This is a genomic window from Nonomuraea sp. NPDC049378 (assembly GCF_055586745.1).
Map to the genome: position 1 here is coordinate 56,485 of NZ_JBVJHP010000018.1, position 21,994 is coordinate 78,478.

The 21,994-nt window shown below is 69.9% G+C and carries 20 protein-coding genes; 7 read left to right on the top strand and 13 right to left on the bottom strand.

Translation table 11 applies throughout. The features are described 5' to 3' along the window. Window positions 1–189 precede the first annotated feature (189 nt). Window positions 190–4,359, top strand: coding sequence for a phospholipase A2 (locus tag ACZ6SA_RS34275; protein ID WP_465832863.1), 4,170 nt, complete (start codon window positions 190–192; stop codon window positions 4,357–4,359). Between the two features lie 75 nt (window positions 4,360–4,434). Here the strand turns inward: ACZ6SA_RS34275 and ACZ6SA_RS34280 are convergent, their stop codons facing one another. Next, complete coding sequence (locus ACZ6SA_RS34280) at window positions 4,435–7,173, bottom strand: helix-turn-helix transcriptional regulator (RefSeq protein ID WP_465832865.1); 2,739 nt, start codon at window positions 7,171–7,173, stop codon at window positions 4,435–4,437. A gap of 745 nt (window positions 7,174–7,918) precedes the next feature. Between ACZ6SA_RS34280 and ACZ6SA_RS34285 the strand changes: the two genes are divergently transcribed. Both ACZ6SA_RS34285 and ACZ6SA_RS34290 read left to right on the top strand, forming a co-directional pair. After that, the gene (locus tag ACZ6SA_RS34285; protein ID WP_347646031.1) at window positions 7,919–8,143 is read left to right on the top strand and encodes a hypothetical protein; all 225 of its coding nucleotides are present in this window, start codon (window positions 7,919–7,921) and stop codon (window positions 8,141–8,143) included. Window positions 8,144–8,202: 59 nt separating this feature from the next. Beyond that, window positions 8,203–9,396 carry an FxsB family cyclophane-forming radical SAM/SPASM peptide maturase gene (locus ACZ6SA_RS34290; RefSeq protein ID WP_465832867.1) on the top strand — a complete coding sequence of 398 codons (1,194 nt, stop codon included), beginning with the start codon at window positions 8,203–8,205 and terminating at the stop codon, window positions 9,394–9,396. A gap of 213 nt (window positions 9,397–9,609) precedes the next feature. Here the strand turns inward: ACZ6SA_RS34290 and ACZ6SA_RS34295 are convergent, their stop codons facing one another. Then, on the bottom strand, window positions 9,610–9,786 hold the full coding sequence (locus ACZ6SA_RS34295) for a hypothetical protein (RefSeq protein WP_465833057.1): 177 nt from the start codon (window positions 9,784–9,786) through the stop codon (window positions 9,610–9,612). Between the two features lie 49 nt (window positions 9,787–9,835). Further along, window positions 9,836–10,456, bottom strand: a complete 621-nt coding sequence (locus ACZ6SA_RS34300; protein ID WP_465832869.1) for an SMI1/KNR4 family protein — start codon at window positions 10,454–10,456, stop codon at window positions 9,836–9,838. A gap of 300 nt (window positions 10,457–10,756) precedes the next feature. Between ACZ6SA_RS34300 and ACZ6SA_RS34305 the strand changes: the two genes are divergently transcribed. Continuing rightward, window positions 10,757–11,620, top strand: coding sequence for a hypothetical protein (locus ACZ6SA_RS34305; RefSeq protein WP_465832871.1), 864 nt, complete (start codon window positions 10,757–10,759; stop codon window positions 11,618–11,620). 76 nt (window positions 11,621–11,696) lie between these two features. Here ACZ6SA_RS34305 and ACZ6SA_RS34310 read toward each other — a convergent pair whose 3' ends face one another. Next, window positions 11,697–12,287 carry a CGNR zinc finger domain-containing protein gene (locus tag ACZ6SA_RS34310; protein WP_347646035.1) on the bottom strand — a complete coding sequence of 197 codons (591 nt, stop codon included), beginning with the start codon at window positions 12,285–12,287 and terminating at the stop codon, window positions 11,697–11,699. A 60-nt stretch (window positions 12,288–12,347) separates the two neighbouring features. Here ACZ6SA_RS34310 and ACZ6SA_RS34315 point away from each other — a divergent pair, with 60 nt between their 5' ends. Further along, window positions 12,348–13,184, top strand: coding sequence for an alpha/beta fold hydrolase (locus ACZ6SA_RS34315; RefSeq protein WP_347646036.1), 837 nt, complete (start codon window positions 12,348–12,350; stop codon window positions 13,182–13,184). Window positions 13,185–13,227: 43 nt separating this feature from the next. Here the strand turns inward: ACZ6SA_RS34315 and ACZ6SA_RS34320 are convergent, their stop codons facing one another. From ACZ6SA_RS34320 to ACZ6SA_RS34330, 3 genes are all read right to left on the bottom strand, one after another. Continuing rightward, the gene (locus tag ACZ6SA_RS34320) at window positions 13,228–13,563 is read right to left on the bottom strand and encodes a hypothetical protein (protein WP_347646037.1); all 336 of its coding nucleotides are present in this window, start codon (window positions 13,561–13,563) and stop codon (window positions 13,228–13,230) included. Between the two features lie 39 nt (window positions 13,564–13,602). Continuing rightward, window positions 13,603–14,907 (bottom strand): MFS transporter, encoded by a 1,305-nt coding sequence (locus ACZ6SA_RS34325; RefSeq protein ID WP_347646038.1) that lies wholly within the window; start codon window positions 14,905–14,907, stop codon window positions 13,603–13,605. A 160-nt stretch (window positions 14,908–15,067) separates the two neighbouring features. Next, window positions 15,068–15,958, bottom strand: a complete 891-nt coding sequence (locus tag ACZ6SA_RS34330; RefSeq protein ID WP_465832875.1) for a Rossmann-fold NAD(P)-binding domain-containing protein — start codon at window positions 15,956–15,958, stop codon at window positions 15,068–15,070. A 71-nt stretch (window positions 15,959–16,029) separates the two neighbouring features. On the opposite strand from ACZ6SA_RS34330, the gene ACZ6SA_RS34335 reads away from it, so the two are divergent. Both ACZ6SA_RS34335 and ACZ6SA_RS34340 read left to right on the top strand, forming a co-directional pair. Then, on the top strand, window positions 16,030–16,965 hold the full coding sequence (locus ACZ6SA_RS34335; protein ID WP_465832877.1) for a GlxA family transcriptional regulator: 936 nt from the start codon (window positions 16,030–16,032) through the stop codon (window positions 16,963–16,965). A 7-nt stretch (window positions 16,966–16,972) separates the two neighbouring features. After that, on the top strand, window positions 16,973–17,389 hold the full coding sequence (locus tag ACZ6SA_RS34340) for a TIGR03668 family PPOX class F420-dependent oxidoreductase (protein WP_347646041.1): 417 nt from the start codon (window positions 16,973–16,975) through the stop codon (window positions 17,387–17,389). Between the two features lie 23 nt (window positions 17,390–17,412). Here the strand turns inward: ACZ6SA_RS34340 and ACZ6SA_RS34345 are convergent, their stop codons facing one another. The 6 genes from ACZ6SA_RS34345 to ACZ6SA_RS34370 all read right to left on the bottom strand — a co-directional run bounded on the left by ACZ6SA_RS34345 (window position 17,413) and on the right by ACZ6SA_RS34370 (window position 21,837). Beyond that, complete coding sequence (locus ACZ6SA_RS34345; protein WP_465832879.1) at window positions 17,413–17,700, bottom strand: YbaB/EbfC family nucleoid-associated protein; 288 nt, start codon at window positions 17,698–17,700, stop codon at window positions 17,413–17,415. A 3-nt stretch (window positions 17,701–17,703) separates the two neighbouring features. Continuing rightward, window positions 17,704–18,093 (bottom strand): YbaB/EbfC family nucleoid-associated protein, encoded by a 390-nt coding sequence (locus ACZ6SA_RS34350; protein WP_465832881.1) that lies wholly within the window; start codon window positions 18,091–18,093, stop codon window positions 17,704–17,706. After that, window positions 18,090–18,932, bottom strand: a complete 843-nt coding sequence (locus tag ACZ6SA_RS34355) for a hypothetical protein (protein WP_465832883.1) — start codon at window positions 18,930–18,932, stop codon at window positions 18,090–18,092. The genes ACZ6SA_RS34350 and ACZ6SA_RS34355 overlap by 4 nt, the downstream gene beginning before the upstream one ends. 10 nt (window positions 18,933–18,942) lie before the next feature. Beyond that, window positions 18,943–19,368, bottom strand: a complete 426-nt coding sequence (locus ACZ6SA_RS34360; protein ID WP_465832885.1) for a hypothetical protein — start codon at window positions 19,366–19,368, stop codon at window positions 18,943–18,945. Window positions 19,369–19,886: 518 nt separating this feature from the next. Then, window positions 19,887–20,447 carry a fasciclin domain-containing protein gene (locus ACZ6SA_RS34365; protein ID WP_347646046.1) on the bottom strand — a complete coding sequence of 187 codons (561 nt, stop codon included), beginning with the start codon at window positions 20,445–20,447 and terminating at the stop codon, window positions 19,887–19,889. Window positions 20,448–20,700: 253 nt separating this feature from the next. Next, window positions 20,701–21,837: an aspartyl protease family protein gene (locus ACZ6SA_RS34370; RefSeq protein WP_465832887.1), complete on the bottom strand. Its 1,137-nt coding sequence runs from the start codon at window positions 21,835–21,837 to the stop codon at window positions 20,701–20,703. Window positions 21,838–21,994: the final 157 nt, after the last annotated feature.

A 21,994-nucleotide genomic window follows, 5' to 3' on the forward strand; every position in this document is an offset into this window, starting at 1 on the left:
GCTAGCTCAAGCCGCCAGTGCCGCGGCCCGCCGCACCGGCTGAACCACGCGTGCCCGTGCCGGAACGGATCCGCCAGGTCGCCGCCAAGGCGCATACCGCGAAACCCAGTCAGGAGACTGATTCGCGGGGTCGCCTGGGTCCTTACCGTCTACGTCGTGCCCAGTCGGTGTAAGCACCAGGGAGGCTCCATGCGTCACGCCCGCCTGCCGGCCGCGATCATCTCGCTGATTCTGGCCCTGGTGCTGGTCACCCCGCTGCCCGCTGTCGCGTCGGCGCTCCTCCCGCCGGGGTCCGCCCAGGCCGCCGCGGCCCAGAGCTCCGCCAACCCCGACGCGTCCGAGCTGCGGGCCATGTTCGGCAACTACGGCAACAGCGGCGGCCACTGGACGGGCGGCGACTCCACCGTCTCGGTGCCGCTGCCCGACGGCCGCACGGCGTGGTTGTTCTCCGACACCTTCCTCGGCACGGTCAACAGCGACTTCTCCAGGCCGAAAAGCGCACCCTTCATCAACAACTCGATCGTCGTGCAGCAGGGTTCAGCTCTCGGCCCCACGATCCACGGCGGGAGCAGTGCTCAGCCCAAGTCCCTGGTGATCGCCTCAGCCGCCGACGAGTTCTACTGGGTCGGCGACGCGACCGTGGCGGACGGGCAGTTACAGGCTGTCTATGGGAAGTTCCGAAAGACGGGGGAGGAGGGCCCGTTCGCCTTCGAACGCGTCGGGACCTCGCTCGTGACGTTCGCCCTGCCGGGCCTGACCGTCTCGTCGGTCCGCGACCTGTCGTTGACAGGGCCGGTGGGCTGGGGCTCGGCCATCATGGAGGACAGCGCGTACACCTATGTCTACGGCAGCGAGCCGGCCGGAGGACTGAAGTTCGGCCACGTCGCCAGGGTCGCGTCCGGTGATCTCGGCGGGGCGTGGGAGTTCTGGACCGGGAGCGGCTGGTCGGCGCAGGAGTCGGCGTCGGCCCGGTTCATGAGCGGCGTCCCTGAGGGCATTTCGGTCCACAAGAGCGGCAACCAGTACGTTCTGGTGACGCAGGAGAGCCACGAGCCGTTCAGTCACTGGCTCGTCGCGTACGTCTCCAACGCCGCGACCGGCCCGTTCACCGGGCCCATCTATCTGGAGAGCGCGCCGGAGCCGGAGCTGAGCGCGTACCGCCAGTTCATCTACCACGGCCGGGCCCACCCGCAGCTCTCTGATCCCGGCGAACTGCTGCTGTCCTACGACGTCAACACCATCGAGAACGCCGATCATTACAAGGACGTCCGCATCTACCGGCCCAGATTCCTGGAGGTGCCCTGGCCGCCCCCGTCGACCGGCGGCCCCGCGGCGCCGACCGGCGTGCAGGTGAAGGTGTCCAGCGAAGGGGTCGCCACGATCGGCTGGACGCCGCCGCCGGGCGACTCGCTGGACTACTGGGTCTACCGCAAGAACCTCGACAACGGTCAGACGCACTTCGCCCGTACCGGATATCCCACCCAGGAGCGAAGCCTGCAGGACGGCGGGTTGTCTCCCGGCGTGAACTACGCCTACTACGTGCGCGCAGTCGCCGCCAACGGGGTGGAGGGGACGCCGAGCGCCGTGGTCACCACGCGCGGCCGCAGTTCCGTGCCGCCCGCGCCGACGAACCTGCGCGTCACCGCCGGGACCGTGGGCGATGCCACGCTGACGTGGACCGCGGCCGAGGAGGAGGTGGCCTACCTGGTGCACCAGCGGGATGTCACCGCAGGCGAAACCCTCTTCACGCAGGTGCCGGTGGAGGAGGCGGAGGCCACCACGCAGAAGATCGAAGGGCTCGAGAGCGGCCACACGTACGAGTTCAAGGTGACCGCAGCCAACTCCGTGGGCGAGAGCCTCCCCAGCAACGTCGTCACCATGACGGCGCGGTTCGCCACGCCCAGCGCGCCCACAGGCCTGACGGCGACCGCCGAGGTGGACGCGACGGTCACCCTGCGCTGGACCGGGTCGGCCACCGGCGACCCGGAGACGTACCAGGTCTACCACCGTCCCACCGGCACGACCGAGTTCACGCCGCTCGACCTGCCCAGCGACACGACCACCATGCGGTCCACGCAGCTCATCTCGGGAACCACCTACGACTTCAGGGTCGCCGGCGTCAACGCGGGCGGCGAAGGGCCGGCGAGCAACGTCGTGAGCGCCACGGCCACCATGCGTCCACCCGGCGCTCCGACGGGCCTGACCGCGACCGCCGGGACCGACGGCACGATCAAGCTCACCTGGAACGCGGTCGCGCGGGCCGGCGCGTACTGGGTCCACCGGCGCGACGTCACCTCGGGGCAGACGGACTTCGCCAGGTCGGACGCCCCGGTGGAGACCACGACGGCGACAGTGGACCGGCTGATCAGCGGTAACACCTATGAGTTCAAGGTGACTGCGGTCGGCGACGGCGGCGAGGGCCCTGCCGGCGACGTGGCGAGGGCGGTGGCCGACGTGCCGCCACCCGCCGCGCCCACCGGCGTGGCCGCGACTGCCGGCGACGGGAAGGTCACGCTCACCTGGCAGGCCGTGGAGACCGCCGGTACGTACTGGGTCTATCAGCGCGACGTCACCGCCGGGGAGAGCACGTTCGTCAAGCTGGCCTATCCCGCGTTCGAACCCCGTGCCGAGCTGGGCCTGCTGACCAACGCGCACACCTACGAGTTCAAGGTGACCGCCGAGAACGCGGGAGGCGAGGGGAAGGCGAGCGCGGTGGTGTCCGCCGAGCCGATGCCGCCGCTTCCCCGACAGATCACCGGGCTGACCGCGACCCCGCAGGCCGGCGGGAAGGTCGATCTCACCTGGACGGCCATCGACGGCGCCTTCTACTGGGTTCACTACCGCGACGTCACGGCCGGGGAGACGGAGCTGCGCAAGCTCGAGTATCCCGCGACCACGGCCCAGGCCCAAGTGGGGCCCTTCACGGGCGGGCACGTATACGAGTTCGCCGTCGCTGGGACCAACGCGGCCGGTGACGGGCCGCTGTCGGACCGGGTCCGCGTGACCGTCACCTCTTCCGCCTCCTCCGCCACCGCCACGCTGTCCAGCCCGGCTCAGTCGAGCCGGGCCGCGCGACCGGCCGCACGGCGTGAAGCCGCCGGGGCCACGGCTGCGGCCACGTCCCTCCCCAAACCGCCGACCGGTCTGCAGGTCGCCGGCACCGGTGACGGATATGTCCAGCTCGAATGGAATGCCACCCCGTCCTTCCCCGTCTACTACCAGATCCACTTCAAACCACACGACCGCAGCGCCTGGTACGTCCTGCAGGACACGACGCCCGCGACCGTGACCAAGAAGATGGTGACCGCGCCCCTGTGGAACCACTTCTGGTACGACTTCCGGGTCGTCGCGGTCAACGGCGTCGGCGCGAGCAGCCCGACCAACACGGTCACAGCCATGCCGGGCCCCGGCCTCCCCAAGCCTCCGTCCGATCTGGTGTTCCTCGGCACGGGCAACGGCTATGTGGATCTGGCCTGGAGCCCGAGCCCGACCTCTCGCGTCTACTACTGGCTGTTCTTCAGGTCGGCGGGCTCCAGCACCTGGTACTACTTCCAGCTCCCGACCCTGAAGACACGGACGCGGGTCGGCTACCCCCTGTGGAACGACCAGCCCTACGACTTCAAGGTCGTCGCGGCCAATTCCTTCGGTCAGAGTTCGGCGACCAACGTGGTGCGCGGCGGGCCGAAGCTGTCCCCGCCGCAATCGCCCACCGCCTTACGCGCCGAAGGCCACCAGGGATACGTCACCCTCAACTGGAACCCCAGCGCGACCCGCGACGTCTACTACTGGCTCCACTACCGCAGGGCCGGCGGCACCTCCTGGAAGCGGGCGCGCTATCCGATCGCGAGGACGTCGATCACCTTCAAGTACGTTCCGTGGGGCGACTACGACTTCAAGGTGACGGCGGTGAACAGGGCGGGGAGCGCGGACAGCAACGTGGCCTTCGCCACGCTGTGGACCAGCAAACGCGGCCTTATGTACCTCATGACCCTGAACACCAAGGCCAGCCGGGACATGTTCTGGGCGGCGCGGCACAACGTCCGTTACGACAGTTACAACTTCAACTGGGACACGAACGAATGCACGCACTCGCCCACCCGCCCGTTGGTGCCGCCGAAGGGCGCCGGGTGGCCCAAACAGGTGGATTTCACCAGGGCCTGCACCCGGCATGACTTCGGTTACCGGAACTACAAGCACGTCGGTTGGGACGGCTACGCCAAGCGCCTGTACCTGGACCGGCTTCTCGTCGCGGACATGTACCTCGCGTGCGACAACCAGTTGCCGCCGAACTACAACGAGAACTGCAGAGGGATTGTCTGGATATATTACGGATTTGTCCGGAAGTTCGCTCATTTCTGATGAATGGGTGGCATGGAGGACGGCACTCACACATACGTATACGGCCGCGAACAGGCCCGCTACCGCCTCCCACCGTCATCCGTCCGGGTCGAGGTCCATGCGGGCCAGGTCGTTGCGCGAGCCGATGCCGAGTTTGGGATAGGCCTTGTACAGGTGATAACTGACGGTACGCGGGCTGAGATACAGGCGGGCCGCGATGTCGGCGTTGCTGAGCCCGGTTGCGGCCAGCCTGACGACCTGCAGCTCTTGAGAGGTGAGCCGGTCCAGCAGCCCAGACGTCTGCTCCTTGGGTTGGGAGGTCTCGCCGGTGGCGCGCAGCTCGCTGCGGACGCGGTCGATCCAGGGGACTGCGCCGAGTTGCTCGAAGGTGTCGAGCGCGGACCGCAGAAGCGGGCGAGCTCTGTTGCGCTTCCGCCTGCGGCGCAGGAACTCACCGTAGAGCAGATGGGTGCGGGCCGCTTCGAAGGGGTACGCATCGTCTTGCCGGTGTAGGCGTATGGCCTGCTCGTAGTGTCGTTCGGCCTCCTCGCCGCTGGCAAGCTGGGCCTGGCATCGTGCCGCGATGGCCACGGTCCACGGCTGGCCCGTAGCGTGTGCCCATCGCCGCAGCCGGGCGAGTGGGACCACGGCGAGGGTGGGGTGGCCCTGACGGACCGCGGCCTCCACGAGGGTGGCGGTGCCAAGGCTGTGATCGATGGCGGGATGGTGGCGCATCAGAGCCTCGGGAACTCGCGCGAGGCGGCGCAGCACCGCCTCGTGCTGTCCGTTTCCCAGGTCCAGCAGCGCGCGTGCATACACGCATTCGATGCCGCGCTCGCTCACACCATCGGCGAGGATGTCCTCGGTCAACTCGGTGCACCGCGCCTGGTCGCCCTCGATCGCCGCCACGCAGGCCAGCAGTCCGGCGTGGTGGCCGACGAAGTGGGGCTGTTCGGTGTGCGCTGCGACGCGCAGGCCCTCCTCGCTGGTGGACAGCACGTCTCGGTGCCGGCCGAGGAGCAACTGGCTGCGCGCCAGATGCAGCAGGGCGCGGGGCAGCATACCGATGTTGCCCTGGGCCTGGCATCGGTCGGCCAGGACCATCGCGCCCTCCTGGCCCGCATGGATGTCGGCGAGCCACAGGAACCACCACTGTACGGTTATGCGCTGCCACGTAGCCAGGTTCGCGGTGTTGGAGATTTCCTGGACGAGCGATCTGATGTGGGGGACGGCCTGCGCCCATCGCTCGTCGGCGAGGTGAGCGATCGCTGCGGTGACATCGGCCAGCATGGGTGAAGAGCGGGGCACGATGGCCGTACTGGCGGCGAGCTGGGGCAGCTGGTACGGCTCGCCATCGCTCCAGACGCTGATCAGTGCGAAGAGGAGCATGGTGGCGGCGGTGTCAGGAGCCTGCTTCGCGAGCCCGGCGGCGGCCTCGACCGTCTCCTCCGGCCGAGCCCGCAAGTCCTGCTCCTGGGCGATGGCCGCGCGGACCATCGCCAGGCCGGCGCGGACCATCGGGTCGCGCGCGATCGGCCAGGCGCGATCGGCCAGGTGGGTCGCGAAAGAGGTCATCCCGGCATGGAGTGCGGCCTGTGCCGCCGCGTCCAGGCGGCGGGCGCGCTGCCCCAGGTCGGATGTGAGCTGAGCGGCTCGATGATAGGCGGTGGCCACCGCTGCGTGACCGCCCCTGGCGCGAGCGTTCTCGGCGGTGCGTTCCATCTCCGCGGCCACGCTCTCGTCGGTGCCGTGTACGGTGGCGGCGCGATGCCACGCGCTTCGGTCTGCCATGCCGCCCTCCCTGAACGCCTCCGACAGCGCGGCATGAGCGGCCAGGCGGGCCGGCAGCGACGACGAACGGTAGGCGGCGGCGCGGAAGAGCGGGTGGGTGAATCTCAACCGGTCACCGCAGATGTGGATCATCCGGTCGTCCTCGGCCGGCTCCAGGTCGGCGACGTCGGCGCCCAACTGCCGGCCCGCCGTGAGCAAGAGGTGCAGATCGCCGCTGTCGTCGGCCGCCGCGGCGAGGAGCAGCGATCGGGTTCGCTCGGGCAGCGCTCTGACTCGCTGGGCGAAGGCCGATTCCAGCCGTCCGGACATCGGGCCGTGATGGAGGTGGAACGTGGCGCCGGGCAGTTCGCCGGCACGCTGCTCGGGCGTGAGGGCGGCCGACAGTTCCAGCAGGGCGAGCGGGTTGCCCTGGGCCTCGGCCAGAAGATGGTCTTTGACGTGACCGGCCAGGTCGCCCAGCAGCATGGCACTGGAGTCCCGGTCCAGGGCCGTCAGCCGCAGGTCCCGTACGTCCGGTACGCCCTGCGCGGGCGTCGGGTACCCGTCTCGCACGGCGAAAAGCAGCGCGACGCCCTGGGCACGCAACCGGCGCGCCACCGACGACAACACCGCAGCCGAGCACCGGTCCATCCATTGCGTGTCATCGACCAGCACGAGCAGGGGATCCGCCGCCGCCACCTCGCCCAGCAGCGACAAGGTGGCCAGCCCGAGCAGGAACCGGTCACTCTTGGCCTGGTCGACCAGGCCGAACGCCGCACCCAACGCCTCGGACTGCGGCCTTGGCAGCTTGTTCCGGAGGTGCAGCAGGGGAGCGAGCACGAGATGCAGCCCTGAGAACGGCAGCTCCGTCTCCGATTCGATGCCCGCAGCACGCAGCACCCGCATGTCCGTGGCGGCGTTGGTCGCGGCGTACTCCAGCAGCGCCGTCTTACCGATTCCCGCCTCACCACGCACCACCACGACCCCGCTGTCGCCGGCGCGCGCGCCGGCGAGCACCTCGTCGATGACAGCCCTCTCCGCACTTCTTCCGTAGATTTCAGCCACAGGGAGTCCCAAAGGGTCGTCGCGCTCGCTCAGTCGAAACAGCTACGGCACGGTCGCGAAACGGCCACCGCTGCCCGCTCTCCCATGGGCGGCGCGTTACAGCTCTGGCCACACCGCGCCGTGCGACGCGTGCGCCACGGCCCTGTCTGGCCATGCTGCGCGTGCCCGCTCCACGTGAAGTGTGCTCATATCCGGTTGACGAACGAGCATCCACCGAAGGGACGGGCCCGAGCAGAGAGGATCGGAGGGGACGATGTCCTGGCCGAGATCACCCGTCACCCGGTCTCCGCGCTGGGCAGCCCACGCATCCAGGACGAGCACTACCCGACCACCCCCGGCGGGCGCAGCGTCCACGCCTCCCAGACCGCGGTCCCGCACCGAGGTGGAGGCCGCCCGCTCGCCCGCTTCTGCTCGGTCATCTGTCGCATTTCTCCGTTTCGCCAGTCATAACAAGTGACGCGGCCAGGCCGAGAAATGTGACACCCGGGCGTTACAGCGCCCAGGAGCTCAAAGCCGGCACTCAGGACCATGTCCAGTCATGCGACGGATGCGCAGCCGGAACGGGGCCGCCAGTCTTGGATCATGCTCGCCAACCTGGAACCGGTCGCGACCCGGCCATGACCAAGGTCACTGCCCCACGGCGGACAAGTATCCGGGTGGGTTCGTCCAGGGCCCTGCCGCCTGGCCACCGTGTGGTGTTGATCGCAAGGAAAACCGAATGTCGTTCCGACAAAGGAGGATTCCCATGGACGCTACACACGCCGAGAGTCACAACACGCGGATCGTGGTTGCGCTGGCAGCCGCGGCGTCGCTCGCGCTCGCACCGCAGGCCCCGCTGATCGCGCAGGCCGTGACCGAGACCGCGGCCGAGGCCGTCTCGACCGCCTCCTCCGTCCTGGACAACGCACTGGCCATCCGCGCGGGGGCCGAGCCCGAGGCCAAGATCCTCGCTGGCAGGCACAACCGGTAGGTCCAGAAGAGAGCGGGCGCGGCTGACCACCGCGCCCGTCCAGCGTCGAAGGGACCCTGATGATGTGGCCCACCGAGGAGTGGAGCGCGGCTGCCCGCGACAGCGGGGCCTGGCGACCGGCGCCGTTCCAGCAGTTCTCGCTCAAGCTGCACGGCTGGTGCAACCTGGCCTGCGACTACTGCTACGTCTACGAGATGGCCGACCAGTCGTGGCGGGACCGTCCGCGAAAAATGGACCCAGCCACGGTGGAGCGCGCCGCATTCCGCATCGCGGAGCACGTGGTCGCGCATGGCGTCGAGTACGTCAACGTCGTCTTCCACGGCGGCGAGCCGCTGCTGGCTGGACGCGAAGCCGTCGCCCATGCCGCACGCAGCGTCCGCGCCGCGCTCCCGTCCGGAACCGAGCTCAGCTTCCGGCTGCAGACGAACGGCACGCTGCTGACCGACGAGGTGCTGGACGTGCTGCTGGCCGAGGGTATCGCGGTCGGCGTCAGCCTCGATGGGGACGCGCGGGCGCAAGACAGGCACCGCCGCTACACCGGTGGCCGTGGAAGCCACGCCGAGGTGACCGCTGGGCTGCGGCGGCTGCGGGCCGAGCCGTACCGGGAGTTGTTCTCGCACCTGTACTGCGTGGTCGATGTGGCGAACGATCCGGTGCAGGTGTACGAGTCGCTGCTGGAGTTCGGGCCGCCCGTCGTCGACTTTCTGCTGCCGGACGGCACCTGGTCCACGCCGCCGCCACTGCGCGCGGCCGGGGTGGAGGCGACGCCGTACGCGGACTGGCTGATCGCCGTGTTCGAGCGCTGGTACGGCGCACCCCGGCAGGAGACGGGTGTGCGGTTGTTCGAGTCGATCATCCAGCTGGTGCTCGGTGGGCAAAGCAGGGTGGACTCCGTGGGGCTGGCGCCGAACGTGCTGGTCGTGGTGGAGACCGACGGGACCATCGAGCAGGTGGACACGCTGAAGTCGGGGTACGAGGGTGCTGCCGGGACTGGGCTGAATGTCTTCGACCATCCCTTCGACCGGGCGCTGGAGCACCCAGGCATGGCGGCACGTCAGGCGGGGGCGGCCGCGCTGTGCGAGACCTGCGTGAGCTGTCCGGTGGCGAGGGTGTGCGGCGGAGGTTACTACGCCCACCGCTACCGCGAGGGCACCGGGTACCTCAATCCGTCGGTGTACTGCCCGGACCTGTTCAAGCTGATAACGCACATCCATGAGCGGGTCCAGGCAGATCTGCGGCTACGCGCTTCCTGAACTTTGAAGAGCGAACCCGGACGAGTCGTGGAAACGCGTCCTCATGGCCCGCCGCGTGTACGGCTCCCAGGTGTGCGTGTCCGTTCTCTTTCGGTGGTGCGGCGGCGGGACCTGCCGAATGGGAGCACCGCCGCGCCTGCTCAGGGGGTGTAACGGTCACACCGCCGGCGCCCCGGCTTCCGTGGCTGTCGCGCGCCATACTCGGTGGGTGCATCAGTCAGGGGCGATACCGGCGAAGTCGCGAAATGCTTCCAGCAGCTCACCGAGGTTCAGAGGCCCGCAGACTCCTTCGAAGTGGTCGCTCCAGGCGTGTACCCAGTCGTCCTCGGTGCGTTCCGCTACCTGGCGGTCCAGCGAGGCTCCGGCGAGAGGCACGTCGACCAGGTCGATCTTTCAGCCGGTTAGGAGCCCTGTCCTTGGAACTTCTTGGCCCGAGCCGTCAGCCATCGGACTGGTGACGGCGCTCCCAGGTGCCGGCCTTCCTGCCTTTCACCCAGACGGGTGGCACCCACATGCACGGTTCATCCTCCTCTCCGCTGGGGCTCACCGCGCTCCCTGTGTTGTCTTGTGACGAGTTCTCGAAGTAACCGTCATAGAAGGGCTCGGGGAAGTCGCGGCCGATCGACTCCGCGAGCCACGAAGCGAAGGTGATGTCCTGAGGAAAAAGCGCGTGATCCAAGCAGCACGCGTTGGGATCCCATCCCCACATCGCGCCCTCAGGATCACGGCAATCCACCAGTGACGCGATCGCACACCCCCAGTCCAACAACTGGATCATGCCTGCCCGTCGTCCGTGGGACGCGGTGCGAAACGCCTCAGCCGATTCGGTGATGTCCGCGAAGATGTCGCTGCTCCAGAAGTCGTGACCCCGTACGCCGATGATGCCACCTCGAGGTCCGAAACCTCCGTTTCCCACCTCTAGATACAACCGCCGTAGCAGCGAAGGGAGCGGGTATCCAATGGCCGCTTCAGCCTCAGCGACCGCCTCGGCCGAGGCCACCGGCAGGACATCTGGCCCAGCGCCGGACCGTATCGCTTCGAAGATCTCACCCTCGGTCATGATCTGCACTCCGCCTGCGGGGATCGTTGGAGGACGAGCCTGAAGTCGTTCACGTCCATAAGGCTGCATCCTGCCGGCTTCGGCCGACACTGACCTTGCCCGGAACGCGCGAACTCGGAGCCGGTGGGAGCCGAGTGTAGTTGGACAGCTACCCCGGAGAGCTGGCACGGTGTCCTGATGAATTTTGTCAGGGGATTTGTCGCGAGTTTGTTAGTTCTGGTCGGGTGTCTCGTGGCGATCACCGCCGTACCTGTGCGGTGGGCCGATGGCCAGCTGCAGACCGATGCGTACGGAACCACGGTGGCTCCGCTCCTGCAGGATCGGGAGCTGCAACGCCTGTTGGCCAACGCCGCGTTCGACGCGGCCGACGAGAAGGGTTACGCGGTTCCGCCCCGGTGGAAGGACCGCGTGCACACCCAGATGGCCACCATTCTCGCGACCCCGGAGGCGCGGCAGATCTGGCTGGACGCGAACCTGGCGGCGCGTGACCTCGTGGTGGACGGCACCGGCACCAAGATAGTGGTGGACACCGGCGACCTGATCGATTACGTGCGCAAGCGACTCAGGGCCCACGGCATCACCCTGCCGCGGGCGCCGGCTGAGGCGGACACCCGGCTCACGCTGGTCGACTCGCCGCAGATCGCTCGGGCCCGGGAGTCCGTCACCCAGCTCGGGACGCTGGCCGGCGTGCTGCCGGTTGCCGCGCTGGGCGTACTGGGGCTCGCCATCCTGATCGCGCGGCGGCGGTTCGTGACGTTGGCTGCGGCCGGCTGCGCGGTCGCGCTCGGCATGGGTGGTGCGATGGTCGCGCTGGACGTCGGCAAGGATCAGCTGCTCGGCAACAGCGCGGTCGCGGCCGACGAGGTGACCGGCACACTGGTCGCGGCGGTCTACGACGCGTTCGGGAATTCGTTGCGCGCGGATCTGTTCGGCGTTCTCATCGCGGCGGTCGTCCTCGGCGCGGCGGGCGTGGCGGGGGCGATCGCGGTCCCGCTGCTTCGCCGGCGTGCCGGCGCGGCGGAGCGGCCAGACGGACCATGGGAGGACGGCGCCCCCATGCAGCCGGGGTACGAGCAGCCGTACGCGCAACAGCGGCACCAGCAGGCACCCTGCGAGTCGCAACGGCCGTACTCGGAGCCGGGCCGGGGACGGCCGTGGTCCTGACGCGCGATGCCGCGCCCGCTCGATCCTCCGGCGAATAGCGATCTTCGCGGTTGCGAGCCCTTCGTTGGTGTCCCGCTCAGCCGGAACGGGGGCCGGCGGCCGGGCGGCGGGCGCGGTGGTTGGCGACGTTGACGCGGTTGCCGCAGAGGTCGGGCGTGCAGTAGCGGCGGCGTCCCGCGCGGCTGGTGTCGACGAACATGCCGTCGCACGTAGGGGAGGCGCAGTGGCGGAAGCGGTCGTGGCTCAGGGTCCGCAGGACGGCGAGCAGGCCCACGCCTATGAGTACGGCCAGCTCGTCGGCGACGGAGGCCTGCGGGGTGGTCGCGACGTACCACTGCCATCTGCCGTCGGCGTCACGGTAGAGGCCCGGAGCGGTGCCTGCTCTTCTGGCGAGCGTGGTGGCCAGGAGCGCGGCGTGCTCCTCGGCGGTGGCCTCGAGGACGGCGCGGACCTCATGGCGGAGGGCGAGCACCTGGGCGAGGTCGTCGCGGGACGGGGTGCGGCCGGCGGCCAGGGCGTCGGGGTGGAGGTCGTGCTCGGCCAGGAACCGGGAGAGCGCGGCCGGATCGGGCAGCAGCTCGCCCGCGCTCTGGACTGCCGGTGAGGTGTTGACCAGGTCTGTCGCCACCCCGGCCGCCCACGCGTAACCGGTAAAAGTTGCCTTCAAGCCTTACATCTCCTACTGTAACCGGAATAAGCCAACTATACCCCTTACAGGAGGAGTGGTATGAGCGCGCACACCGAGTCCGGCACATGGCAGCTTCGTCACCGGGTCCGCGTGTCCGGCGGTGAGGTCGCCACCGACGTCTTCGGCCAGGGATCACCCGTGATCCTCATCCACGGCACCCCCGCCTCCTCCTTCCTGTGGCGCGAGGTCGCTCCCATCCTGGCCCGCGAGCACGCCGTACACGTGTGGGACCTGCTCGGATACGGCGACTCCCAGCCGGGTCCGGGCGTCGTCCCGTCCATCGACCTGCAGGCCCGCACGCTCGCCGAGCTCGTCGGGCACTGGGACCTCGACGCCCCCGCCCTGGTCGGGCACGACATCGGCGGGGCCACCGCGCTCCGCGCCCACCTGGTGCACGGGATGCCCGTCCGTCGCCTCGCGCTCCTGGACGCCGCCGTCCTCGGAGCGTGGCTGACGCCGTTCACCCACCACATGCGGACCCACGCCGACGTCTACCGCACGATGCCCGCGCACGTCTTCGCCGACATCATCCGCCCGCGCCTGCACACCGCCACCCACCGGCCCATGTCCGAGGCCGTCGCGAGCTCCTACCTGGCCCCGTGGGACGGAGCCGCCGGGCAGCAGCGCTGGATCGATCAGGTCGCGGCGGTGAGCGACGACGACACCAGGGACATCGAGGACCGGCTGCCCGAGATCACCGTTCCGACCCAGGTCCTGTGGGGGGAGAACGACCAGTGGCTTCCCCCTGCCACCGCCGCCCGCCTCGCCGCCGCGATCCCCGGCGCCGGCCTGACCATGATCCCGGACGCGGGCCACTTCCTTCCCGAGGACAGCCCGTACGACACCGCGCAGGCGCTCCTGCGGTTCCTCGGCTGACGGCCGAAGAGGAGACAGGCGCGCACGTCAGCCGGCGCGCGGGTCAGCTGGCGAACCGCTGCGCCCGGTCGCGGGCCCAGCGCGCGGCCTGGGTGGCCTGGTCACCGGTGATGGGGGAGCCGGGCATACCGCCCAGCCGCTCCGTCAGGTCGGCGAAGCGTACATATTCCTGCTGGGCGTGTTCGCGGCAGGCGAGGCAGGTGACGCTTTCCGGATGCGGCGAGGTCATCGCGCTGGACACCTGGATGCCGCAGCCGGTGGTGACGACCCCAGGCGCGTCAGGTGCGCGGCCCAGCGTCGATGCGATCACGTTGCGGAAGTCGGCGCCGGCCTCCAGCACCTTCCGGTCGACATGGATGTGCGGATCGGTCTCGCTCATTCGCGCCCGCGCCTCCGTCCGGGTCGTCCCCGAACCAGACTAGTGCGCTGCCCCTTCATCGGTCGCCTTGGTGTCCGGTGCGCCGTTCCGGGCGGTGTCCGTGGGCCCGGACGTTCGGCGCTCCTGAGGCAGGCGATGCTCGAGGCGCAGCATCAGCGCCGCGCCCAGCGCGGCGAGAAGGCCCACGGCGAGCCAGGGGAGCAGCCGATTCTGGCCGAAGAGCAGGCCGAACAGGCCGGGGGCGAGGATGTTGGCGGCAGCGAAGGAGTACTGGAACGCCGCCAGGTAGGTTCCCCTGGACCCTGGCGGTGCGGCCTCGGCGGCGAGCGCGTTCGACGCGGGTCCGTACACCATCTCGGCGGCCGTGTAGCACAACACCACCGCCACGAGGTAAGGCACCAGCGCCTCGGACGGCAGCAGCACGGCGGCCGCGGACGCGGCGCACCACAGCGTCCACAGCACCCCGGCCCACGCCATGGCGCGGGGACGGGTGCAGCGGCGACGGACGAAGCGGGTGAGGGCGGCTGTACAGGTGGCCAGCAGCAGGGTGTTCAGGGCCAGCAGCGGCCCGGACACCCAGCTCGGTCCTGACAGGCCCTGGACGACGTAGACGGGCAACGACAGGGCGAGGAACGAACTGCACAACGCGAAGATCGTGGACGTCCCGATCAGAGCGAGGTAGGGGCGGTCCCGCAGCAGCGCCCGGTGGCCGGAGGGGCCCTGGACCGGGGCCTGGACGTGTGGTGTGGACGGCACCGCGAACACGACCAGCAGCGCGGCGGCCAGGAACGCCAGCGCGCTGCCGAGAACCAGCCCGTCGTAGACGCGCGCGGAGTCGACGGCGAGCACCGCGCCCGCGAGCAGCGCTCCACCGCCGGCCCCCGCCTCCCGGATCATCCCCGTCCTCGCGAACCAGTGGTCCTTGGCCTCGCTCCCCTCGGCGTCCGCCTGGTCGGCGACGAGCGTGAAGACGGAGGACCAGTAGACCCGCAGGCCGACCCCCGTCATCAGGACGGCGACCACCAGGGAGGCCGCTCCGGAGACCGTCAGGTAGAGCAGGAAGCCGAACCCTTGCAGCGCCTGACCGCCGGCGACCACCATCCGCGGCCCGAACCGGTCGACCAGCCAGCCGACGACAATCGGCACCGGCAGGGTCAGGGCGGTGGTCACGCTGACGAGGACACCGATCGTCGCCAGGTCCAGGTCGGTGACTTCGAGGAAGTACAGCAGCGACAGCGGGAGGTACAGGCCCGTGCCCAGCGCGTCGATCGCCACCGCCAGCAGGAGCGGCCAGCGCCTCCGTCCGTTCCGTGTCGTGCCGTCGTCCGCTGCTGCCTGTGCCACGCGCTGCACCGCCCTGTGTACCGCTCCCGCTTGAAGCCGTGGTCATCCAACACGGGCCGCTGACGGTTCCTCAACCCCTTTTGTGTGGTTTGCGGCGGGCATGGTCCGTGCGGCGACCTCGTGCTCCGGCGCCCGCTCACCTCACCAACCGGCGGCCGCGTCAGATCAGTTCGCGGAGCACGTCGTCGACCGGTGTGGCACTCACTCCCAGGACCTTCTCGGTCTCGGAGTGGTCGACGACGAACGGGTGGCCCGGCTTGATCAGCACCTCGTGCAATTCCGCCCAGAACGGATCATTCAGCGCGAGCAGGGTCAGGTCGCGTTCGGTCAGCTCTTCCAGGCGCGGCCGCGGCGCCCCGGCGAGTTCGGCGAGCCGGCCGGCCAGGTCCCGCACCGACAGGGTGGAGGTGGGCGCGTGCCACGCCCGCCCGTACGCCTGCTCGTCGCGGGCGGCGGCGACCAGCGTACGCGCGGTGTCGCCGATCGCCGAGTAGCTGTGCGGCACGTCGGGTTCCTGCGGCACGAGGGCGAGCCGGCCTTCGAGCACCGGGCGCTGCACCATGAGGCTGAACACCGAGAAGGCGCCGGCGCCGAAGAACTGGCCGGCCCGCACCTCGGTGACCCTCACCCCCGAGGCGGCGGCCTCCTCCCACACCCGCGCCCTGGCCCGTCCCTTGGGTCCGGTGGCGGCCAGCGGGAAGTCGGGTCTGATCGGCTGGTCCACCGGCCCGTAGCCGTACAGGTTGCCGAGCATGACGTAGGCGGGTCCGGTCCGCTTGACCGCGGTGAGCAGCGACGCCGACAGGATGGGGAACTGCTCCGGCCACGTGTGGTACGGCGGCGCGGCGGTGGTGAACAGGGTGTCCGCCCCTTCCGCCAGCCGGGTGAGCCGGTCGGTGTCGGTGGCGTCCGCGGCGACCCTCTCGACGAGCGGGTGCTCGGGCCCTCCGCCGGTGCGGCTGATCATTCGTACGCGCTCGCCGTCGCCGGCCAGGTGCAGGGCGGTCCTGGTCGCGGTGGCCCCGCGACCCACGATCACATGAAAGGTCATGCGGACCACGATGCCGAACGGCGACTTCATGGCATAGTGGCCGGAATGCCGATATTCCGGAGGATCTGGCCATGCACCGCATCGCCGCAGTCGTCGTGCCCCCCGTGCTGAGTTTCGACGTCTCGATCCCGCTCATGGTGTTCAACAGCGTTCCGCACTATGACGTGCGCATCTGTACGGCAAACCCCGGCCCGCTGGCGACCGTCGGAGGCCCGGACATCGTGGTGCCGTACGGGCTGGACGCGGTGGAGGGCGCCGACACGGTGATCGCCGTCGGCAGCGGCGGCGAACAGGCTCCCCCCGAGACGCTCGACGCCCTGCGGAAAGCCGCGGCCGGCGGCACGCGCATCGCCTCCCTGTGCACGGGCGCGTTCGTCCTGGCCCAGGCCGGCCTGCTGGACGGGCGCCGCGCCACCACCCACTGGAACCTGGCCGGCGACCTCGCCGCCCGTTTCCCGTCGGTCGAGGTGCAACCCGACCTGCTCTTCGTCGAGGACGGCGGCATCTACACCTCGGCGGGCGCGGCCGCCGCCATCGACCTGTGCCTCCATCTGGTCAGGGCCGACTACGGCGCCGCGGTGGCCAACACGGCCGCCCGGCTCGCCGTCGTCCCTCCCGTGCGGCCAGGCGGCCAGTCCCAGTACATCGAGACGCCGATGCCCGCCGAGCACGGCACCTCGCTCGCCGCCACCCGAGCCTGGGCGCTCGAGCGCCTCGACCGCCCGCTCTCCCTGGCCGACCTGGCCGGTCACGCGAGGATGAGCGTGCGGACCCTGACCAGGCGGTTCCACACGGAGACCGGGATGAGCCCGCTCCAGTGGCTGCTGCACCGGCGCATCGACCGTGCCAGGGAACTCCTGGAGACCACCCGGCTGCCCATGGATCAGGTGGCCGCGCGGAGCGGGCTGGGCAGCGCCGATTCCCTCCGCAAGCACATGGTCGGCCGGGTCGGGCTCACCCCCACGGCCTACCGCGCAAGCTTCACCCAGGTGCCCGCGGGTACGTAGGCAAGGCATGGACCCCGATCGTGCCCGTGCTCTGTTCGCCGGCGAGCGGGTCGCCCGCCTGGCCACGGTGGGTGGCGACGGTGTCCCCCATCTGGTGCCCGTCACGTTCGCCGTGTCGGGCGACGTCGTCGCGACCGCCGTCGATCACAAACCGAAGTCGGCCACCCGCCTGCGGCGGCTGCGCAACATCGAGGAGAACCCCTCCACCTGCCTCCTGGCCGACCGCTACGACGACGAGGAGTGGGCGCGGTTGTGGTGGGTGCGCGCCGACGGCCGGGCCCGTGTCGTGTCCGGCGGACCGGATCACGACCGGGCGATCGACGACCTCGTCACCAAGTACGCGCAGTATCGCGAGCGACGCCCGCGCGGGCCGGTGATCCTCGTGTACGTGAGCCGATGGTCCGGCTGGGCTTCCGCGGAATAGCCGGGGCGGATGCGCACGGTCCCTTACCGCCCGAGGTCGGCGAGGAACTCGTCCCGGGCGGCCGCCGCGGCCTCCTCGGCCGTGGTGATCGCTGCGAAGATGGCGTCGGCCAGGTTCGTCGCGTCCAGCTTTCTCCTGCTCCGTGGTGAGATCTCCAGCCGGGTGAGGACGCCGAGCGCGTCGGTGACGGCCACGATGCCGCCACGGTCGGCGCGGCCCGTGAACTCGGCGGCCGTCCACTCCTCCACCCTGGCCTCCGCCCGTTCGGCGGCGGCGATCAGCGCATCGAGCCGTGCCTGCGCCTCCTCCATCGATCACTCTCCCCGAAGGACGTCGCGGATGTGGCCAGCGAGCGGGTCTGCGGGCACCGCGGTGTCCGAGGGCCTGCCCGCGAGGGACTGGACGACCTCGGTCAGCCGCTCGTCCATCGCGAGGTGGGCGGCGACGATCGCCTCGCGGACGGCCTGGGCGAGCTGCTCGTGGTCGAGGGCACGCAGACCGCGCGGATCGATGGACAACTTGCGCAGGCGGCCGGTGCCGGACACTTCGACGCGGACGGTGGCGGACGGGTCGGCGCCCGCCAGGCGCTCCTCTTCCAGCTCGCCCAGCGCCCCGGTCACGGCGCGGGCCCAGCCGTCGGTCTCTCGCAGCAGCCCGGCGACGTCGTCCTGCCGGCCTGCCGAGAACGCGTCCGCGCGCCTCATGAGGACTCCCCGCCGACGGGGATCCAGTAGTCGTCCACCATGGACGGATCCTCGATGTTGGGCGTGAGGTGGAGGGGGCGCGCACCCATGTCCGGGTTCCCGGAGCGGTAGAAGGCGCCCCTCACGTCGTTGAGCTTGAGCTCCAGCTTGTTGAGCTCACCCTCGTAGGAGTTGTACACGTCGGCGAACTGCTTGACCAGGTTGCCGGCCGCGCTCATGAACAGGCCGACCTGGGCCATCAGGGCGACCTTCCCCACGGGGTGCGCGCTCATGGCGGCCACGCTGCGCAGGATGGGAGCCGAGGTGGCGTAGAGCCCGAACACCGACAGGTCGTACCCCAGCACCTGCTTGTACTGGCCGTGCATGGTGCCGCTCATCGCTTCGGAGACCTTGGCCAGCTGGCCGTACAGGCCGTTGATGTTGAACCGCACGTATTGCTGGAGAGTTTCCACCGCCGCGCCCTTCCAGTTGGGCGAGATGTCGTCGAAGTAGGAGCGCCACAGGTCGGACCGGCTGGCCTCCAGCAGCCCGGCCATCTCCTTCCACTGCTCGCGGCGGTCGTAGAAGAGGAACGGGTTGCCCAGGTTGAGGGTGGCCGCCACGTCCAGGGCGAGCGCGGCGACCCCGATCCCCGACATCGCCATCGCCGCCCTGGTGGACTGGCGCAGCGGGTTCAGCTGCGTGATCAGCCGCTTGTAGAAGCCGGGGTCGGTGCGATTCGGAGCGACCGTGACGGTCTGTTGCACCGTTCCGCGGGCGTTGGCGACGTGGAGTTGCTGGTTGGCCGTCGGCGTGCTCTGGCCGGGCAGGATCAGCTTCGGCGGTTCGCCGGTCGACATCGTGCCCCTCTCACTTGATGGTGCCGGCCCGCTCGGCGGCGACGTAGTTGTCAGCGGCCCTGGAGACCTTGCCGCTGTCGGTGCGCAGCACTTCGGAGAGGATGCCGGCGCTGTCCTTCCAGGTGTCGGTGATCGTGTTGAACCGGTTGACGAACCTCAGCCCGACGATGGGCATGCCGGCCAGAGGGATGAGGCTCCAGCCCTCGAAGCGGGGGGTCGCCTCCTTGACCGTGTCGACCCCGGTGGCTGAGATGTCCATGATGCCGGCGAACTTGCGTACGTGGCTCACGCTGGTCTCGTAGCCGCCCTGGGATCCGCCCGAGGTGTCCGGGGCCTGCGTGGGCTCGGGGGTGGCGGCCGGCGTTGATGTGGTGCGCAGGCTCGACGGGAGGCAGACGGGCGGAGGGCACGCGGGAGCGTGCGGGCACGGGCTCACCAGAGACTCCGAAGGGCCGGGTGTTCCGGGTGTGGCCGCCGGAGGCGTCGTGGGCGGTTGGTCCGTTGCCGTCGGCGGCGTGGTGGGCGGTGTGGTCGGCGGCTGCGTCGGCGTGTTGGTCGCTGACGGCGTGGGGGCCGGGTCGGACGCCGACGGGCTCGGAGAGGCGGTCGGCGAACCGCTCGCGGATGGCGTACTGGCCGTGAAAGACGATTCATCGGTCGACACGGGGTCTTTCTACCATCACCGGGTGTGGCCAGACCGCCCGCCCCCATTCTTTTGGCAGCATCTCAAAGACGTTCAGCCGGAATTCACTCCCGCGAGGCCTTGACGACAGCAGATACTCAGGTTCTCTCGGTGTAAATAGCCAGGTCAGTGACTGGTTGATCAGGCCTTTCTTCGTACGGCCGCTCGTGCATTTCGGAGCGGGCAGGGAAACGCCCCGGGTAAGGGCGCGGTCACGAGGGTGGTGGCCTGGCGATCGCGCCCGGTCCGGGGCGTGGATCCGGTGGTGGCGGTCACTCGGGCATGAGGACCTTGTCGATGACGTAGATGGTCGCGTTCTTCGTCTGCACGCCGCCGCAGACCAGCTTCGCGTCGTTGATCATGAGGTTCTCGCCCGAGCCCTCGATCTTGAGCTCGCCGCCCTCCAGCGACGTCAGGGTGCCTTCCTCCTCGAGGTCGGCGGGCGTCTTCTTGCCCTCCACGACGTGGTAGGTCAGAACCCTGGTGAGCTCTTCGTTGTCGCCCATGAGCTGGTCGCGGGCATCCTGCGGGATGGCCTCGAACGCCTTGTTGTCGGGCGCGAAGATCGTGAGCTCTTCGGCCTGGTCGAGCCGGTCGGCCAGACCCGCCTCCTGTACGGCCTCGTCCAGCGAGGACAGGTCGGGCACCTCGGACAGCGCGGTCGCGGCCGTCTGGTCGGCGAGGCCCGGCAGGCTGCTCTCGAGCGCGGAGCATCCGGGGCCGATCGGGGCGCCTCCCGGCCCTGGCGACGTGCCGGGCGACGTGCCGGGCGACGAATCCGGCGAGGGGACCGGCGAGGAGAGGGCTGGCGAGTGCGCGGATGCGCCGGTCATACCGGCAGTGGAGGCGGTCAGCGCCAAGGCCGCCGCGAGAAGCATTCGTTTCACTGTGTACCCCCGTGTTCTGTGGCGCCGTGCGGGGCGGGGCCCCGGCACGGCGTCGAGGTGCCCGGGTTCGCGACCCGGGTCTCCACTACCAGTGTCGGAGGTCATTGAGCATGTCGGAGTTGCATTTACCCCAAAAGGGACAAAAGGCATAGAACTAAACTTTTGCCGTATGAGGGATTTAAACCTCATAAGTAGTTATTCAACGCGACTGTGCCCCGGGCGGGCCGGTGACGTAGAGGCCCATGCCGGTGAAGTCGAACGTGACGGCGAAACGCTTGAGGAACTCGTGGCCGAAGGTCGCGATCGTGTCGAATCCCAGACGGTCGTCGAACAACGGCCCCACGACCCCCGGAATCCCGCGGCCCGTCGCGGCGCCGAGCGCCACCTGGTCCGCGACGATCGGATAGCACGGGCCGCCGCCGCTCCCCGTACGAGGGGTCTCGAACTTCAGGCCGCAGAGCGTGGCGAACTTCTCCGAGGTAGTCACCCCGACGCCGGGCTCGCCCGTGGACAGGCAGACCAGGCGCGGGCCGTGGCCGTTGACGCTGCCCACCGTGCACGGGAAACGCCCGCCCGCCAGCCACAGCGGCAGGATCTCCGCGTCATGCCGCGCCGACTCCGCCCTGAACGCCCGCAGCTGCGACCTGCGGCGCAGGACGAGGGCCTGGCGGACGTAGTCGATCGTGGTGAGGAAACGGGAGAAGACGCTCATCCCGATGGTGCCGGACGCGGACACGTCGGCGTCGCGCCAGACGACGGGTACGTTGCGCACCTCGATCGATCCCAGCCGCAAGGATCTCGCGACGCCGAGATGCGTCTCCGTGCCGTCCCGGGCACGGGTGGAGGCCACCGCGCGCAGGCGCGCCCGCTCGGCCGCCTCCATGGTGAGGAGCGGCTCCGCCACCGTGTCCAGCAGGAACCTCATCGGCTCCGACCCGTTGACCGACGCCTCCACGGTGGGCAGCGGGTCCAGCTGCTGGAAGACCAGCTTGGTGCTGCGCGGGCCGTACAGGTCGAACGGGGTGTCGCCGGCGGCGGCGGCGTACTGCGCGGCGACCGCGTCCCTCCCGGCGGCCCTGAGCATCGGGACGGCTCGGGCAAGCTTGTACTGGCGTGCGTAGCAGTCCGCCAGCAGCTCCTTGAGCACGTCGTCGCCGGGGGCCAGCTCCACGGCTCTGGCCAGATACTTCTCGGCGGTGATGAACGCGTTCGACAGCAGGGCGATGCGGCCGATCTGCGCGTTGGCGTGGGCATCACCCGGGTCGGTGCGCAGGATGTCCGCGTAGCCGCGGCGAGCCTGCGCGAAATGGCCGGCGCGGAACAGGCTGTCAAGCAAGGTCGGCATGGTCAGACCAGGAGACCAGGCGGCGTGTTTCCAGGGCGTTTCCGGCGGCGGGGGGGGGGGGGGGGGGGGGGGGGGGGGGGGGGGGGGGGGGGGGGGGGGCTGGGGAGGGGGGAGAGGGGGGGGGGGGGGGGAGAGAGGAGGGGGGCGG